We start from the raw sequence: 14,798 nt of genomic DNA, 5'->3' as shown, positions 1-14,798 counted from the left end.
CGGATCGGGGTCAGGCGTACCAACCCGTGAGTCTACCGAGCCCGGTCCGATGCGTTACGGGCGCTACCGCACGGTCCGCGCCTACCGCACGGTCCGCGCCTACTGCAGGACGGGCGTCTCCTGTGCCACGTCCAGGCGCGCGTTGGCGACGACCGCGTGCAGCGCGCGCAGAGCCGCGCCCGCGTGGTTGCCCCAGTGGTTGAAGTACGAGTACTGCCACCACCACAGGGCTTCGAGGGGACGCTCCTGCTGGTAGTGCCGCAGACCGTGGACGAGGTCGCTGGCCACGTCCACCAGGTCGTCCGACAGGCGGTAGGCCGTGGGCTCGGTGTCCTTGTACGGGTCGAAGACCTCGACGTACTCGTCCAGTTCCTCGAGGCGCTCCGCCAGGCCCTGGCGGACCGCGTCCAGGTCGGGGTCGTCGCCGACCTCCGGCTCCCAGTTGTCCGGCAGGATCACGTCCGCGCTCGCGCCGAGCTGGGCCCCCGCCAGGATGACCTGGGAGACCTCCAGCAGGAGCAGCGGGATCGTGTGCGTGCCGCCGTCCCCCCTGGCCACCGCTTCCAGGCCGTTGAGGTAGTTGTCCACGTGGCACGCCACGCGCTCGGCCAGGGTGTTCCAGTCCTGCGGGCTGTTGGTGTCAGACATCGAGCAGCCTCCGTCCTTCGAATGCGCGGCCCAAGGTCACCTCGTCGGCGTACTCGAGGTCGCCGCCCACCGGCAGGCCGCTCGCCAGGCGGGTGACCGTGAGGCCCATCGGCTTCACGAGGCGGGCGAGGTACGTCGCGGTCGCCTCGCCCTCCAGGTTCGGGTCGGTGGCCAGGATCAGCTCCGTGATGGTGCCGTCCGCGAGACGCTGCATCAGCTCACGGATGCGCAGATCCTCCGGACCGACCCCCTCGATCGGACTGATCGCGCCGCCAAGCACGTGGTAGCGGCCGCGGAACTCCCGGGTCTTCTCGATCGCGACGACGTCCTTCGACTCCTCCACGACGCAGATCACGGACGGGTCGCGCCGGGCGTCGCGGCAGATACGGCACTCCTCCTCCTCCGCGACGTTCCCGCACGTCCTGCAGAAGCGGACCTTGTCCTTGACCTCCTTGAGCGCCTTGGTGAGGCGCTCGACATCGGCCGGGTCGGCGGCGAGGAGGTGGAAGGCGATCCGCTGCGCGCTCTTGGGGCCGACGCCGGGCAGCCTGCCCAGCTCGTCGATGAGGTTCTGAACCACCCCTTCGTACAACGGACCCTCCCTTTCGTCCTGGAAACCGTCTCGGAGCCGGCGTCAGCCGCCGAGGCCGGGGAAGCCGCCCGGGAGACCCCCGGCGCCGCCCATGCCGGGCATCCCGCCGCCGAGCCCCTCCGCGAGGGGCCCCATCTTCTCCTGCTGGAGCTGCTGGGCCTCGCGCGCGGCGTCCCGGATCGCGGCCAGGACGAGGTCGGCGATGGTCTCCGCCGTGTCCGCCACGTCGCCTGGGTCGATGGCCTTGGGATCGATCGTGAGGCCCGTGACCTCGCCCTGCCCGTTGACCGTGGCGGTGACGAGCCCGCCGCCCGCGGTCCCCTTCACCTCGGTCTCGGCCAGCTCGCGCTGCGCGGTGAAGAGCTGCTCCTGCATGCGCTGTGCCTGCTGGAGCAGTTCCTGGATGTTCAACCCACCGGGTTCCACGGTGCACTCCGTTTCTTCCGGCCCCCTGCCGGGCCTTCTCTCAGCGACCTGCCGGCCACTGCACGTCCGTCCCACGAGACTACGGCTTCCGGGCGGGATCCGGTACGCGCGGTCCGTCCCGGCCTCAGGAGTTGTCGATCTCGCGGATGATCTGCCCGCCCAGTTCCCGCTGGATGAGCGCCATACCGGTCATCTCCGCCTCGCTGCCGTCGGCGTCCGCGTCCCCTTCCGGGTCGACCTCTTCGCTCTCGTCCACCGGGTCGGGCTCCGGGGGCGGCGGAGGCTCGTCCGGCGGTGGCACCGGATCCGCGGGCGGGCGCGGCATGGGCGCGGGGTCGGGCCGCACGTCCTGGACGGTCGCGGTGGCCGCGCCCCCGAAGCCGCCGGACGGACCGGCCCCGGAACCGAACCCGCCGGAGGAGCCGGAGCCGAGGCCGCCGGACGACCCGAAACCGCCGGACGGCGCGGATCCGCCCGCACCACGGCCGCCAGGGTTGGCCCTGGAGCCGCCCCCGGCCCGGCCACCGGCGCCGGAGCCGCCTCCGGAGACGGTCTCGATCCGCCAGTCGACGCCCATCCCCTCCTTGAGCACCTCGCAGAGGATGACGTCGCGGTTGCCGTTGACGAACCCGAGCCGGGACCCTTCGGAATCGAACTGGAGGGTCAGCACCCGGCCTTCCAGCGAGAGCGGCCGCACCCCGGACATGATCACCATCCAGGTGGCGCGGCTCTTCTGCTTGACGGCCTCGACGATGTCCGGCCAGGCCCGCTGGACCGCGCCGACGTCGTGGCCGCCGGCCTGCGGCGCCGACCGGGCGGCGCCGTTATCCACAGAACCACGTTCCGCTTCCGGGCGCTCGGCGGGCCGGTCGACACTGGGCACTCCCCGCTGCGAGGAGGACGCATGACCACCCTGACCCGACTGCCCCGGCCGACCGCCGGGATCGCCGCCCTGGCCGCTCGCGCGACCTGGCGTGTTCGCCGGGCTCTCGCCATCCGCACCCGAGCCGGCCTCACCGGGCCGGCCCGCGCGTGCGTCACCGCGGGCGCCTCCGGCGGCGTCCCGGTCCCGGCCGGTGCCCTGCCCGTCCGGCCGGCCGGCCCCCTCACCGGCGCCCTGAGCGGCGTGAGCTGGATCGCCCGCCTGTACGGGGCGATCCGCCGCCTGCGGAGCCCGCCGAGCGGGCTCGGAGGGCTGACGCGGAGAAGCCATGGCCGGAGCCGGGTCACCGGCCACCGGAACGATCGCGCCCGCCAGGCCCTGCCCGCCACCGAATCCGCCCTGGGACGCCTGGCGTTCGAGCCGGTCGAGCCGCGCGAACAGCGACGCCTCGTCCTCGTACGCGGCGGGCAGCAGGATCCGGGCGCAGATCAGCTCCAGGAGCAGCCGCGGGGACGTGGCGCCGCGCATCTCCGTGAGGCCCGTGTGCAGCAGGTCGGCGGCGCGGGTCAGCTCGCCCGGCCCCATCGAGCCGGCCTGCCGGCGCATCCGCTCCAACTCGTCCGGCGCAACGTTGAACAGCCCGGACCCGCCCGCCTCCGGAACGTTCGACAGGATCACCAGATCCCGGACGCGTTCCAGCAGGTCGGCGGTGAAGCGGCGCGGGTCCTGCCCGCTCTCGATCACGCGGTCGACGGCCGTGAACACGGCGGCGCCGTCCCGCGCCGCGAACGCCGCCACGACCTCGTCCAGCAGCGCCGAATCGGTGTAGCCGAGCAGCGCGACGGCCCGCGCGTAGGTGATGCCCCGTTCGTCCGACCCGGCGAGCAGCTGGTCGAGGATCGACAGGGTGTCCCGCGCGGACCCGGCCCCGGCCCGGACGGCCAGCGGCAGCGCGGCCTCCTCGTAGGGCACGTTCTCCGAGTCGAGGATCTCCTCCACGAGTTCCTGCAGCACACCGGGCGGGATCAGCCGGAACGGGTAGTGGTGGGTGCGCGACCGGATCGTCCCGATGACCTTCTCGGGCTCGGTGGTCGCGAACACGAACTTCAGGTGGGGCGGCGGTTCCTCGACGAGCTTCAGCAGCGCGTTGAAGCCCCCCTGGGTGACCATGTGCGCCTCGTCGATGATGTAGACCTTGAAGCGCGCGGACACCGGCGTGAAGAACGCGCGTTCGCGCAGATCGCGGGCGTCGTCCACACCGCCGTGCGACGCGGCGTCGATCTCGATCACATCGATGTGCCCGGTGCCGCCGGGGCCGAGCGCGACACACGAGTCGCATTCGCCGCACGGGTCGGGGGTCGGCCCCTGCTCGCAGATCAGCGAGCGGGCCAGGATGCGGGCGCTGGAGGTCTTGCCGCAGCCGCGCGGGCCGCTGAACAGGTACGCGTGATTGATCCGGCCGTTGCGCAACGCCTGCCGCAGGGGCTCGGCGACGTGTTCCTGCCCCTTGAGCTCGGCGAACGTCGCTGGCCGGTACTTGCGGTACAGAGCCAGACTCATCGGGGCCCGCCCTCCTCGAGAAGCAGAGCGTCACAAGCGCAGCATCGCCATAAACCAAGGGACCCCCCGCACACCCGCCAGAGCCTGCTTATCCTTGCTGCCTTCCGGCCCTGGGGAGGTTCACAGGGTGACGCCGTGCGAGGGGTCTGCCGAGAGTCTATGTCATCCGCGTCCCCGGTTGGGCACGGATTCCCGCGTACGCTCGCCTCCATGTCCGCGTCGAAGACCCTGCTGCACATCGCCGAGCGCCACCACTGGGAGTCGGCACGCGATACGGGAGCTGCGTACTCGATGTCGACGCTGGGCCGGACGCTCGCGGAGGAGGGCTTCATCCACTGCTCGTCCGACCTGGCACAGGTCGAAGGCGTCCTCGACCGCTACTACGCGGACGTCGACCGGCGTGACCTCCTCCTTCTGGTCATCGACGCCTCCGCCCTCGACGCCCCCGTCCGCCACGAGCCGGCGGGCGACGAGGTCTTCCCGCACGTCTACGGCGCGGTCCCGATCTCCGCGGTAATCGATGTCCGGCCAGTGCCGGGGAACCTGTAGGATCTCCGGTGGAGGATTCGCCTAGTGGCCTAGGGCGCACGCTTGGAAAGCGTGTTGGGGGCAACCCCTCAGGAGTTCGAATCTCCTATCCTCCGCCATCTCTGATCTGCAGGGAGTCACAGCCGGTACCGATCGCGGTGCCGGCTGTTGTCATGTTCCGGCCCTTGTCTTGTGCCTGTTGCGGTCTCGGTTGCCTTTCCCGCCGACCCGCGACCAGCGAGGCGCACGCCGCCTGGTTCATGGGCTGATCGAGGACTGCCTGAGACCGGTCATCCGCCGGGAGAAAGGCGGAAGGCCGTTCTCGCTCAGTCCGCTCGCACCTCCCGAACGAGCGCAGCACTCCGACGGAGGCGGTGGAGTCGATGATCTCGACGCCGATCTGATCGGGTTTGGTGGCGATTTTCCGGGATGCCGGTTATCAAAGCCGTCCGTCCCGAGGTTCCCCATTCCATCTTGCCGACTTCGGGGGGGCATCGAGGTCGACTCCAGGTTCGGCGTGCGCATCGTCTCGCGCAACGCGTCCATCTCGTCCGACCGCAGCCTGACCTGCACCGGCCCGCCCCGCCTCGAGTCGGCGACCGCCTGTGCCGACGAGCGGCCGGCTGCGGACCCGCCTCCGCGCCCGGCATCACCTCCACTGTCATCCAAGGGGCGTACAGCCGGCGTGCGTCCTGGCCGCGAGAACGTTGACCTGGCCGGACCGGGGTGCTGACCGGGCTTTCGATCGGCAAATGGACTCAAATGATGCCGGTCATCCACTCACGATCATTTCAGACTTTTCGTCAACAGTTTACCAAGCGTTGTGGATCTGGTGACGTGCGGAGTTGCGGTGCCTTCTCCGCCCCCATCGGACGCCGTAGACTCGGGCCGTGATCTTCAAGGCGGTGGGCGAGGGAAGGCCGTATCCCGACCACGGGCTCTCGTCCCGGGACTGGGCCAAGATCCCGCCACGCCAGATCCGGCTCGACCAGCTCATCAGCACCAAGCGGGAGCTCGACCTCCAGTCGCTGCTGGCCAAGGACTCCACGTTCTACGGCGACCTCTTTCCCCACGTCGTCCAGTGGCGGGGCGAGCTCTACCTGGAGGACGGCCTGCACCGAGCCCTCCGGGCGGCATTGCACCAGCGTGTCGTCCTGCACGCCCGCGTTCTCGACCTGGACGCCGTCGACGTCCAGCGGTCGGCGGGAACGGCACCCGATCCGATCTGAGCCGGGTTCCCGACACTGGTGCGTCAGCTGGGCATGGGCTGGGTGAACGGAACCTCGCGCTTCTCGACGGGGCGGGTCTGGACATGGCCCGGCCGGGCGGCCAGAAAGCCGAACGTCAGCTTCGGAATGAGAAGAACGAGCAACAGAACGAGTGGAACGTTCCATCCACCGGTGGCGTCATGGAGCACACCGATGGCCAGAGGACCGAAACCGGCGAGGAGATACCCGGCCGTCTGCGCCATGCCGGAGAGGCGCGCGGCGACCGACGGGCTCGGCGAGCGCAGGTTCAGCAGCGTGTAGGCCAGCGGGAACGCGCTACCCGTCCCGATGCCGAGTGCCACCACCCAGACCCACCCGGCGGACGGGGCCACGGCCATCCCGCCGATGCCGATCACCATGGTCGCGCCGATCCCCGCGACGAGCGGGCGCTGATCGCGCAGGCGCGCCGCGAGGACGGGCACGGCATATCCCAGCGGCAGGCCGACGACCAGCATCGACGAGACCATCATCCCGGCGGCCGCGGGGCTGTGGCCGCCGTCCCGCATGATCTCCGGGAACCACGACATCAGGACGTAGAACATCAGCGACGCCAGGCCCATGAAGGCGGCGATGTACCAGGCCAATGGCGAGCGCAGCAGCGAACCCTCCGCACCGGCCGGCGGTGTCCGCACGGCGCGGTCCGGGGCCGTCCGTGCCCGGAGGGCGAGCGGCCCCCACACCAGCGCCGCGACCAGGGACGGGACGGCCCACACGGCGAGCGCGAGCCGCCAGCCGCCCGCCTGGTCGAGCGGAACGGCGATGCCCGCGGCGAGCGCGCCGCTGGCGGCCATGACCGTCATCGTGAGACCGGTCAGCGACCCCACGCGGCTGGGGAAGACGCGCTTGATGATCGAGGGCATGAGGACGTTCCCCAGCGCGATCCCCGCGCCCGCCACGACCGTTCCGAGGAACAGCGCGATCGGCTCCGCGACGACCCGCAGCACGATCCCGACGGTGATCATCATCAGGGCCCCGGCGATGACGGCCTCGGCTCCGAAGCGACGCGCCAGGACGGGCGCCAGCGACGCGAACACCCCCAGGCACAGAACCGGAAGCGTGGTGAGCAGGCCCACCTGCACCCCGGTCAGCCCGAACACGTCCCTCAATTCGGCGAGCAGCGGCGGGATCCCGGTGATCGCGGCCCTGAGGTTGATCGTCAGCAGCACCAGGCCGACCAGCGCCCATGCGGTCGCCGGCCCCGCGGAACGCGGCCGAGCCACGTGTTCACCGGCGCCGGCCGGCCGGCGCATCGCCGCCTCCGCCGTCCCGCGCCGCACGGCATGCTCTGCAACGCTCTCGGCCGGGCGGTCGCACCGCCTGGCCGAGGGCTCTGCGGAGACGTCCAAGGCCGGCGATCCAGCCACGCGGCGGTCCGGCGAGACGATCGCGGTCGCGCCACCCTCGGTTTCGGTGGACGGGCGGGCCGGCCCGGCGGTGCCACGCCGAACCGCCGAGACGGTCGCCTGCACCGCAGGCACGTCACCCGAAAGCAACGCGGAGGCCGGGCGGACGACGTCACCCTCACGCAACGAAGAGGCCACCTGCACGGCAGGCACGTCGCCCGGGACCAGCGCGGGGGCCAGCCGGAGGGCGTCACCCTCACGCAACGGCGAGGCCGCCTGCACGACAGGCGCATCACCCGGGAGCTGCACGGAGGCCGGGCGGACGGCGTCACGCTCACGCAGCGACGAGGTCAGCGGCGCGGTAGGCGCATCGCTCGACAGCTGTGCGGGGGCGGGGCGGACGGCGGCACGCTTGCGTGGTGACGAGGTCGCTGGCGCGGCTCCCTCTTCGCCTGGGGGCGGAGAGGGTGCGGGGCGGGCGGGGGTGTGCATGTCACTCCTGCTGGAAGGCACGGTGAGACGGGTCAAGGTGTGCCGAGGTGGTCTGGAGCCGGGCCTGCTTGGGCGCGCGCAGGGGGCGGCGCGTCGGGAGCGTCCGGTGGGTGTGCGCCGCGGGGCGGCGTGAAGGGGATTGCCGTGCCGGGTGTTACGACTCGGGGCGGGGGACGCTTCGCGTCGAGTCGAGGATCTGGTCCAGACAGGCGTGGGTCGCGCGGGCGGCGGCCGCCGCGTCGCCGGCCTTGATGGCGTCGGCGATGGGCTCGTGCGGGACGTCGGCGTGCCGGAGCAGGACACCGGCGGTGCCGATGCTGGCGCGGAGGGCGTCGCTGAAGTCGCGGTACAGCTCGATCAGGACGCGGTTGTGGGTGGCCTCGACGACCGCCATGTGGAAGGCGAGGTCGGCCTCGATGAAACCGGCGTGGTCGAGGGCGGCGAAGGCTCTGGCGCGCTCGGCCTGGGCGGCGGCGATGGCGGTGAGGTCGGCCTCGGTGCGGCGGGCGGCGGCGAGGCGGGCGGCCTCGACCTCCATGCCGCGGCGCACCTCGAGGATCTCGATCAGTTCGGCGGTCTCGAGGCGGCGGCGGACGGCGCCGGACAGTTCGCTCGTGGCGCGAACGTAGGTGCCGTCGCCCTGGCGGCAGTCGAGGAGGCCGGAGTGGGTGAGGGCACGGACCGCCTCGCGGACGGTGTTGCGACCGACGCCGAGGCTCTCCGCGAGGGCGGGCTCGGGCGGGATCTTGGCGCCGAGCGGCCAGACACCCGCGGCGATCTCGCCGCGAAGCTGGTCGATCACCTGGTCGACCAGGGACGAACGCCGGGTGGTCTGCAGGGTCACCGGGTCCTCCTCCCAGACCTCCAGTCAGCCAATCATCCTACGTCTCCATGGTACGGCTGGTGAGGGAGTGCTGCCAGGGAAATCGGTCAGACGCGTCCCAGATCACAGCTGGCCTCCAGGGGCCGGGACGCGCGCAGCCCCGCGGCCTCCAGCGCGCGCCGGTAGGCGATCGTGGCCTTCTCCCTGTCATGGACGAGTTCGAACAGACCTCCCAGCTCCCGCAGGAGCTGCGCGGCGGGACGTCCGGGGGGCAGGGTCTCCAGCTGCGCCGCGGCGGCGCCGAGCACGACGGCCGCGGCGGCGGGGTCGTCCTGGCCCACGCGGGCGCGGGCGAGGACGAGGCGGGCGAGGACGCTCTTCTGCGTGCGGGCCACCAGGTCCGTGCCGGGCTGCGGACGCGCGGCGCTCGCCGGGGCGGTGAGCGCCATGCCGGTGTCGATGAACTCCTCGAGGGCGCCGACCGCTTCGTTCAGTTCGCCGGTGAGCACGAGGGCGCGGGCACGCGCGATCGTGCTCTCGGTCGCCTCGTCCCCGTCGAGGACGGACGTCTCCCGCAGCAGGCCGAGCGCCTCCCGCGCGGCCTCCGCCGTGCCCTCCGTCCGGCCGGGCGTCTCGAACCCGGCCGGCGCGGAGAAGGGCGGGACGCCTCTCAGCAGCGCCTTGGCCGCGGCCAGGCGAAGCCGGGCCCGCGCCCGCTCCGCGGGGGCGTCGGGCCGCGCCGCGAGGGCCTGGTCCGCGAAGTACAGCGCGTCCCCGATCACGCCCTCGTCCAAGGCCCTGTGGCTGGCACGCTGATAGTGGACGCTCTCCGGCTCGTCCCGCGCGGGACGCTCGGTGTGGAGCAGCCGCCTGCCGAGCTCGTGGGCGCGCACCGGATCGGACCGATCCACATAGGCGAGCAGGAGGACCCGCCCGACTTCGATGTACTCGCGGCCCACGGTGAGGCCGATGCCCCGCAGCCTCTCCAGGGCGCGCTCGCCCAGCGCGATCGCCTGGCCGAGGTCGCCGACGGCGTGGTAGCAGCGGGACAGGGCGATGACGGGCGGCAGCCAGCAGGTCCGGCCGGGGTCGCGCTCGGCCTGCTCGCGCAGCTCCTCGAAGAGGCCGATCGCGGACTCCGTCCGGCCGAGCTCCTCGAGGGCGCGGGCGCGGCCCCAGCGGGCGCGGGCGGTCAGCTCGGGGTCGTCGCTGCGGGCGAGCACCTCGTCGAACCCCGCCTCGGCGGTCGCGGGATCGCCGCCCAGGAGGGCGAGGTGCGCGTGGCGTTCGCGCACTTCGAGATGGGTGCGCTGCTCCGGCTCGACGCCCTCCGCGAGGTACTCCGGGGTGCAGCCGAGACGCTCGGCCAGCATGCGGAGGACGGTCGGGGTCGGCGTCCGCTTACCGGACTCGATGAGGGAGATGTAGCTGTCGGAGAGGTCGTGACCGGCGAGCTGTGCCTGCGACAAGCGTCTGGTCAGCCGCAGGTTGCGGACACGTTCGCCGACATTGCCTGGACCCGGCATGTGGACTCACTTAGCGGAAGTAATCAGGCGGCTGGGGTGCCGACATGATTGCACATTGCGGGTTATCGCACATCGAGAGTAACGAAACGGAAGAGAACGGATCGCCCTGCTCCCCCCGAGTGCGGCCGCGCGACGCCGGACACCACGGGACGCCGCCGCTGACCGGCGCCTGCGAGCCGCACATGGGACGCCCCGTCCCGTCCGACGGTATCCGAACCTTCACCGCAAGATCGGATATTCCGCCGATCGGCGTCAGTCGTCCGCCGTGGCGTTCTTGTTCGGGAAGATCATTTCGCAGACCTCGAGGTACAGCTGCTCGGGATAGGGGAGGTAGTCGACGGTCGACAGGGCCTGGTCCTGGCCGGCGGACTCCAGCACGAACTCCCCGTAGCCCAGCATGCGGCCCGCGATCGACCGCTTGAAGCTCATGTCCGTGACCTTGGCGAGCGGCATCATCGCGACCTTGCGCGTGATCAGGCCCGTGGTCAGCAGCATCCGCTGGTTCGTGATCACGAAGTAGTCGACGGACCACTCCGCGACCTGCCAGACGAACCAGGCGAGCAGGATCAGCCAGCCCCACCAGATCCAGTTGATCGCGTCGCTGGCGAGGGTGTTGCTCAGCACGCCCGCGATGATCAGCCCGCCGAGGACGAGGCCGACCGGCAGCATGAGGATGGCCGGGTGCCGCCGCACGGTGATGACCTGGTTCTCGTGCGGCAGCAGGTACTTGTTCACGGAGGCGGGCGCGGAGTCGCCGGGGGTCACGAGCCTCATGCGGGCCTCAGGAAAGGGTCTCGACGAAGGTGGCCAGGGAACCGGCGGCGGAGGCGAGGCCGCTCGCGGCGTTCTCGACCGACCGGGCCGCCCCGTCCGGCTGCTGGATGACATAGAACGCGACGAAGGCCAGTGCGGCCCACGTCAGGTACTTCTTTGCGGGCACGACAGCCTCCCGGAGCGTTGACCCACCGGACCCCGGGTTCAGTCTCGCACAGCGTGCAGGACCCGCAAAGCAAGGGTCACGGCGCGTTGTCGAGAGAGGACCGGCGCGCCCTGCGCCGCTTCTCGGCGGCGACGGTGGCGAGCACCTCCAGGTGCCGGCGGGCGATCCGCTCGACCAGGTCGTCCGGTGCGCCGCCCGTGACCTCCTCGGCGCCGTGCCGCGCCGCGTCCACGCATCGCACGACCGTGTCCGCGCCGTGCACCCCGTCGAACTCCTCGATGAGCCGCTCCCCGATGCCGGTGGTGCGCGGCCGGTCGCCATCCCCTTGGTGAGCCATCACGATTCCTCGTTGCTCGCTCGCACCGCCCGGTCCGTAAGGGTCCCCTGTGCCGGGGCGGCGGAGGGGAACGCGCGCTGACGTTCCGTGGCGGGTTACTACCCTGAGCGATCGCGAACGAACATCGGCGGCACCATAGCCGCAGGTCAGACGACCCCGTAGAGGCGGTCCCCCGCGTCGCCCAGGCCCGGGACGATGAACCCGTGCTCGTTGAGGTGCGAGTCGATCGCGGCGGTCACGACCCGGACGGGAGCGGACGTGCCCGCGAACTCCTGCTCCAGGTACTTCAGCCCCTCCGGCGCGGCCAGCAGGCAGATGGCCGTGACGTCCTCGGCGCCCCGCTCGAAGAGCAGCTTGATGGCGGCGGCGAGGGTCCCCCCGGTGGCGAGCATCGGGTCCAGGACGTACACCTGCCTGCCGGACAGGTCGTCCGGCAGGCGCGTCGCGTACGTCTGCGCCTGCAGCGACCCCTCGTCCCGGATCATGCCGAGGAAGCCGACCTCGGCGGTGGGCAGCAGGCGGGTCATCCCGTCCAGCATGCCGAGCCCTGCGCGCAGGATCGGGACGACGAGCGGCTTCGGGCTCGCCAGCTGGACGCCCCGCGCCGGCTGCAGCGGCGTCGAGACGGTCGCCTCCGCGACCCGGACGTCGCGGGTCGCCTCGTACGCCAGCAGCGTGACCAGTTCGTCGGCCAGCCGGCGGAACGTGGGCGAATCGGTGCGCTCGTCCCGCAGCGTCGTGAGCTTGTGGGCGACGAGCGGGTGGTCGACGGCGAGGGTCTGCATGCGCTCACGGTAGCGCGGCGGACCGGCTCGACGAAGCCGGATAGGACGCCGCTGAGCTGGGCAGTACAGCGATATGAACAGCGAGAGGGATCACCGGCCCGGTGCCGCCGAGTGCGCGTCCGACCCCCCGCGGGCCACCGGCGAGGAGGCGGTGACCGATGTCACAGCCGGGGAGGACGCCGAGCCGCGGGACGCCATCTCCCCCGAGCAGATCCGCGACCACCTGCGCCGCCGCGCGGTCTTCCTGCGGGAGCTCGCCGAGGCCCGTGAGCTGCGCCGTCGGGTGACACCGCACCGGTCGCGGCGCGCCCGGATCCACGCGGCGCTGCGGCGCCGCACCTTCCGCATCAACTGAGGATCACGTCGGCAGGGCCCGCTGACTCCCGCGCTCACCGCGGGGCGCGGCGGCCAGTTTGCCCGTGGGGCACGCGTGGGGCCGCCGCATCTGCGACCATGCCCTGGCAGGAACCGCGCCGGTGGGGTGGAAATGACGGATGTGGACGCGACGGACTTCGCCGTCGTGGTGTACCGGGAAGACGACCGCTGGGAGGCCGAGATCCTCCCGGTGGCGCTGACCGAGGACCTCTCTGGGCTGATCCATGCCCTGCGCCAGCAGCCGAGCCTCGGCGGCACGATCGGCCTGGTCTCGGTCGGCGACGACTTCTTCGTCGCGATCCGTCTGCTGGGCGACGAGGAGATGGTGTTCCTGTCGGACGTGACGGCGTCCGTCGACTGGCCCCTGGCCGGGCAGGTCCTGGAGTTCCTCGACATCCCCATCCCCGACGACGAGGAGCTCGACCAGGTCCTGCCCGTCGGCGACATGTCCATCTTCTCGGACCTGGGCCTCGACGAGATGGAGATCGGCGCGATCTCCGGCGACCTGGAGCTGTACCCGGACGAGATGCTCCTCAGCATCGCCGGCCGCCTCGGCTTCGCCCCCGCCTTCGAACGCGCCCTGGACGCGCTCGGCTGACACCCGGCCCGCCGGGGCGCCACCCCGCCTTCCCGCCGGAGGCGCGCCCGTCAGTGACGGATTCGCCCTTCGCTCGTCCACGGGAACGGGTTCCTGGCGTGGCGGGGTTGTGGCCGGGGCGATCGCGTGGGTCACAATGAGGCGGTGTCCTCTTTCGCAGCCGTCTTCGCGCGGACCCCGCAAGGGTGGGTCGGCACCGAGGCCGTGCTCGCCGAGGCCCAGGGCGTCGACGACATCGCCGATCTGATGCGCGAGGCCGCCGTCGAGTCGTACGGCGACCCGGTGGTCCTGCTGGTCGAGGAGGGCGACGACTGGTTCGCGGTCCTGCGCCTGGACGGGCAGGACGAGCCGCGCGCCTACGTCTCCACGGTGCGTGAGGACGGCCTGGGCTCCCTCATCAACCAGCTCGTCGGCGAGGTCCCTGACGGTGACGCGGGCGGTGATCCGGCGCTTCTCGAAGACCTCGGTCTCGACGCGGCGCGCCTCGCCGATCTGGGCGACCGCGCCCTCCCCGGCGACGCCCTCCTGACGGTCGCCGAGGAGGCGGGCTTCGGCGCGGAGTTCGACCGCCTCCGCGACTGACGCATGGACGGGTTCGACGCGCCGATGCGGCTGGCGCTCCTCGAGGCGCGCAAGGCGTTCGAGGCCGGTGACGTCCCCGTGGGGGCCGTCGTGCTGGACGAGTCCGGCGAGGTCATCGGCGCGGGGCACAACGACCGCGAACGCAGCGCCGACCCTTCGGGCCACGCCGAGATCATCGCCATGCGCGCCGCCGCCCTGGCTAGGGGGGCATGGCGCCTGTCCGGCTGCACCCTGGTCGTGACGCTGGAGCCCTGCACGATGTGCGCGGGCGCGTCCGTCCAGGCCCGCGTGGATCGCATCGTCTACGGAGCCATCGACCCCAAGGCCGGCGCCGTCGGCTCCCTCTGGGACGTCGTCCGCGACCGCCGTCTCAACCACCGGCCCGAGGTGATCGCCGGCGTCCTCCCGGACGAGTGCGCCGCACCGCTTATCGAGTTCTTCACCGACCGAAGAGTCCGGTAGGCTCTTCCGCGGTGGTGTCGCCTAGTGGACGAGGGCGCACGCCTCGAAAGCGTGTGAAGGGCAACCTTCCGTGGGTTCGAATCCCACCACCACCGCCATGTGATGTCCCGCGGCATCGGAACCCTTCGAACCTCCGGGTTCGGAGGGTTTTTCGTTGGGGCGGCGGTCGCGTTGCGGAAATGTGTCGCCCCGGGCGTCGGGGCGGCCTATCGTGCCTGCCGTGGAGATCATGACGCTCGATCCTCAGCCGCGGTCCTACGGTCAGGGCGCCATGGTCAGCGGAGCCTCGAGGCTGCTGTTCGTCAGCGGCCAGGTCCCGGAGGACGAGGACGGTCACATCCCCGGCGACTTCGACGGGCAGTGCCGGCTCGCCTGGCGCAATGTGGTGTCCGTACTGGAAGCGGCGGACATGACCGTGCGCGATCTGGTGAAGGTCACCGTCTTGCTGTCCGACCGGCGCTACCGGGAGGCCAACGCGCGGATCAGGCACGAGGTCCTCGGGGGCCACGGTCCCGCTCTCACTGTGATCATCACGGGCATCTACGACGAGTCATGGCTGCTGGAGATCGAGGCCGTCGCGGCGGCCTGAGCATCGGCGTCCGGATTCGGGCCCGGTATCGCCCTCCATCC

The 14,798-nt window shown here is 71.7% G+C and carries 18 protein-coding genes, 2 tRNA genes and 1 other RNA gene; 9 read left to right on the top strand and 12 right to left on the bottom strand.

Translation table 11 applies throughout. The features are described from left to right. Positions 1–99 precede the first annotated feature (99 nt). From IE99_RS0102925 to ffs, 5 genes are all read right to left on the bottom strand, one after another. Entirely contained in the window at positions 100–648 is a 549-nt protein-coding gene (locus IE99_RS0102925) for a DUF5063 domain-containing protein (RefSeq protein WP_030163396.1), read from the bottom strand. Beyond that, positions 641–1,240: a recombination mediator RecR gene (gene recR, locus IE99_RS0102920; RefSeq protein WP_030163394.1), complete on the bottom strand. Its 600-nt coding sequence runs from the start codon at positions 1,238–1,240 to the stop codon at positions 641–643. Before recR ends, IE99_RS0102925 begins: the two co-directional genes overlap by 8 nt. Before the next feature lie 42 nt (positions 1,241–1,282). Beyond that, positions 1,283–1,666 (bottom strand): YbaB/EbfC family nucleoid-associated protein, encoded by a 384-nt coding sequence (locus IE99_RS0102915; RefSeq protein WP_030163391.1) that lies wholly within the window; start codon positions 1,664–1,666, stop codon positions 1,283–1,285. A gap of 124 nt (positions 1,667–1,790) precedes the next feature. Beyond that, positions 1,791–4,109: a DNA polymerase III subunit gamma and tau gene (locus tag IE99_RS0102910; RefSeq protein ID WP_030163389.1), complete on the bottom strand. Its 2,319-nt coding sequence runs from the start codon at positions 4,107–4,109 to the stop codon at positions 1,791–1,793. 54 nt (positions 4,110–4,163) lie between these two features. Beyond that, an RNA gene (ffs, locus tag IE99_RS30925) (signal recognition particle sRNA small type) lies at positions 4,164–4,259 on the bottom strand. A 60-nt stretch (positions 4,260–4,319) separates the two neighbouring features. On the opposite strand from ffs, the gene IE99_RS0102905 reads away from it, so the two are divergent. From IE99_RS0102905 to IE99_RS0102895, 3 genes are all read left to right on the top strand, one after another. After that, positions 4,320–4,658 carry a DUF952 domain-containing protein gene (locus IE99_RS0102905; protein WP_030163387.1) on the top strand — a complete coding sequence of 113 codons (339 nt, stop codon included), beginning with the start codon at positions 4,320–4,322 and terminating at the stop codon, positions 4,656–4,658. Between the two features lie 10 nt (positions 4,659–4,668). Further along, positions 4,669–4,756: transfer RNA gene (locus IE99_RS0102900), tRNA-Ser, on the top strand. A 771-nt stretch (positions 4,757–5,527) separates the two neighbouring features. Continuing rightward, entirely contained in the window at positions 5,528–5,866 is a 339-nt protein-coding gene (locus IE99_RS0102895; protein WP_051711885.1) for a type II toxin-antitoxin system VapB family antitoxin, read from the top strand. 23 nt (positions 5,867–5,889) lie between these two features. Here IE99_RS0102895 and IE99_RS0102890 read toward each other — a convergent pair whose 3' ends face one another. From IE99_RS0102890 to upp, 7 genes are all read right to left on the bottom strand, one after another. Beyond that, positions 5,890–7,740: a CynX/NimT family MFS transporter gene (locus IE99_RS0102890; RefSeq protein WP_245623032.1), complete on the bottom strand. Its 1,851-nt coding sequence runs from the start codon at positions 7,738–7,740 to the stop codon at positions 5,890–5,892. 154 nt (positions 7,741–7,894) lie between these two features. Continuing rightward, a complete protein-coding gene (locus IE99_RS0102885) occupies positions 7,895–8,584 on the bottom strand; it encodes a FadR/GntR family transcriptional regulator (RefSeq protein ID WP_030163381.1) in 690 nt (229 codons plus the stop codon). A gap of 86 nt (positions 8,585–8,670) precedes the next feature. Next, positions 8,671–10,089: a helix-turn-helix domain-containing protein gene (locus IE99_RS0102880; RefSeq protein ID WP_030163379.1), complete on the bottom strand. Its 1,419-nt coding sequence runs from the start codon at positions 10,087–10,089 to the stop codon at positions 8,671–8,673. A gap of 252 nt (positions 10,090–10,341) precedes the next feature. After that, on the bottom strand, positions 10,342–10,863 hold the full coding sequence (locus IE99_RS0102875) for a PH domain-containing protein (protein ID WP_030163377.1): 522 nt from the start codon (positions 10,861–10,863) through the stop codon (positions 10,342–10,344). Positions 10,864–10,870: 7 nt separating this feature from the next. Next, complete coding sequence (locus IE99_RS32335; RefSeq protein WP_169744383.1) at positions 10,871–11,029, bottom strand: hypothetical protein; 159 nt, start codon at positions 11,027–11,029, stop codon at positions 10,871–10,873. A 76-nt stretch (positions 11,030–11,105) separates the two neighbouring features. Continuing rightward, positions 11,106–11,366 (bottom strand): hypothetical protein, encoded by a 261-nt coding sequence (locus tag IE99_RS0102865; protein WP_030163375.1) that lies wholly within the window; start codon positions 11,364–11,366, stop codon positions 11,106–11,108. 146 nt (positions 11,367–11,512) lie between these two features. Beyond that, positions 11,513–12,151: a uracil phosphoribosyltransferase gene (gene upp / locus IE99_RS0102860; protein ID WP_030163374.1), complete on the bottom strand. Its 639-nt coding sequence runs from the start codon at positions 12,149–12,151 to the stop codon at positions 11,513–11,515. 151 nt (positions 12,152–12,302) lie between these two features. Between upp and IE99_RS28755 the strand changes: the two genes are divergently transcribed. From IE99_RS28755 to IE99_RS0102830, 6 genes are all read left to right on the top strand, one after another. Beyond that, positions 12,303–12,506 carry a hypothetical protein gene (locus IE99_RS28755; protein WP_051711984.1) on the top strand — a complete coding sequence of 68 codons (204 nt, stop codon included), beginning with the start codon at positions 12,303–12,305 and terminating at the stop codon, positions 12,504–12,506. A 132-nt stretch (positions 12,507–12,638) separates the two neighbouring features. Next, the gene (locus IE99_RS0102850) at positions 12,639–13,124 is read left to right on the top strand and encodes a tRNA adenosine deaminase-associated protein (protein WP_030163372.1); all 486 of its coding nucleotides are present in this window, start codon (positions 12,639–12,641) and stop codon (positions 13,122–13,124) included. A 144-nt stretch (positions 13,125–13,268) separates the two neighbouring features. Continuing rightward, on the top strand, positions 13,269–13,706 hold the full coding sequence (locus tag IE99_RS0102845) for a tRNA adenosine deaminase-associated protein (protein ID WP_030163370.1): 438 nt from the start codon (positions 13,269–13,271) through the stop codon (positions 13,704–13,706). A gap of 3 nt (positions 13,707–13,709) precedes the next feature. Further along, entirely contained in the window at positions 13,710–14,168 is a 459-nt protein-coding gene (gene tadA / locus IE99_RS0102840; RefSeq protein WP_030163368.1) for a tRNA adenosine(34) deaminase TadA, read from the top strand. Positions 14,169–14,178: 10 nt separating this feature from the next. Continuing rightward, positions 14,179–14,266, top strand: a tRNA-Ser gene (locus IE99_RS0102835). Between the two features lie 131 nt (positions 14,267–14,397). Next, entirely contained in the window at positions 14,398–14,757 is a 360-nt protein-coding gene (locus IE99_RS0102830) for a RidA family protein (RefSeq protein WP_051711983.1), read from the top strand. The last annotated feature ends 41 nt before the right edge of the window (positions 14,758–14,798 follow it).

The organism is Spirillospora albida (assembly GCF_000718255.1).
Taxonomy (GTDB): Bacteria; Actinomycetota; Actinomycetes; order Streptosporangiales; family Streptosporangiaceae; genus Spirillospora; species Spirillospora albida.
Note: the sequence above shows the minus strand (reverse complement) of the source record. Positions and strands in the feature narration are given on the sequence as shown.

Coding starts and splice junctions, on each gene's coding strand:
- IE99_RS0102890 (WP_245623032.1), bottom strand. CDS start 7,740: ATGCACACCCCCGCCCGCCCCGCACCCTCTCCGCCCCCAGGCGAAGAG.
- IE99_RS0102850 (WP_030163372.1), top strand. CDS start 12,639: ATGACGGATGTGGACGCGACGGACTTCGCCGTCGTGGTGTACCGGGAA.
- IE99_RS0102905 (WP_030163387.1), top strand. CDS start 4,320: ATGTCCGCGTCGAAGACCCTGCTGCACATCGCCGAGCGCCACCACTGG.
- IE99_RS0102830 (WP_051711983.1), top strand. CDS start 14,398: ATGACGCTCGATCCTCAGCCGCGGTCCTACGGTCAGGGCGCCATGGTC.
- upp (WP_030163374.1), bottom strand. CDS start 12,151: ATGCAGACCCTCGCCGTCGACCACCCGCTCGTCGCCCACAAGCTCACG.
- IE99_RS0102910 (WP_030163389.1), bottom strand. CDS start 4,109: ATGAGTCTGGCTCTGTACCGCAAGTACCGGCCAGCGACGTTCGCCGAG.
- IE99_RS0102865 (WP_030163375.1), bottom strand. CDS start 11,366: ATGGCTCACCAAGGGGATGGCGACCGGCCGCGCACCACCGGCATCGGG.
- tadA (WP_030163368.1), top strand. CDS start 13,710: ATGGACGGGTTCGACGCGCCGATGCGGCTGGCGCTCCTCGAGGCGCGC.
- IE99_RS0102925 (WP_030163396.1), bottom strand. CDS start 648: ATGTCTGACACCAACAGCCCGCAGGACTGGAACACCCTGGCCGAGCGC.
- IE99_RS0102880 (WP_030163379.1), bottom strand. CDS start 10,089: ATGCCGGGTCCAGGCAATGTCGGCGAACGTGTCCGCAACCTGCGGCTG.
- IE99_RS0102875 (WP_030163377.1), bottom strand. CDS start 10,863: ATGAGGCTCGTGACCCCCGGCGACTCCGCGCCCGCCTCCGTGAACAAG.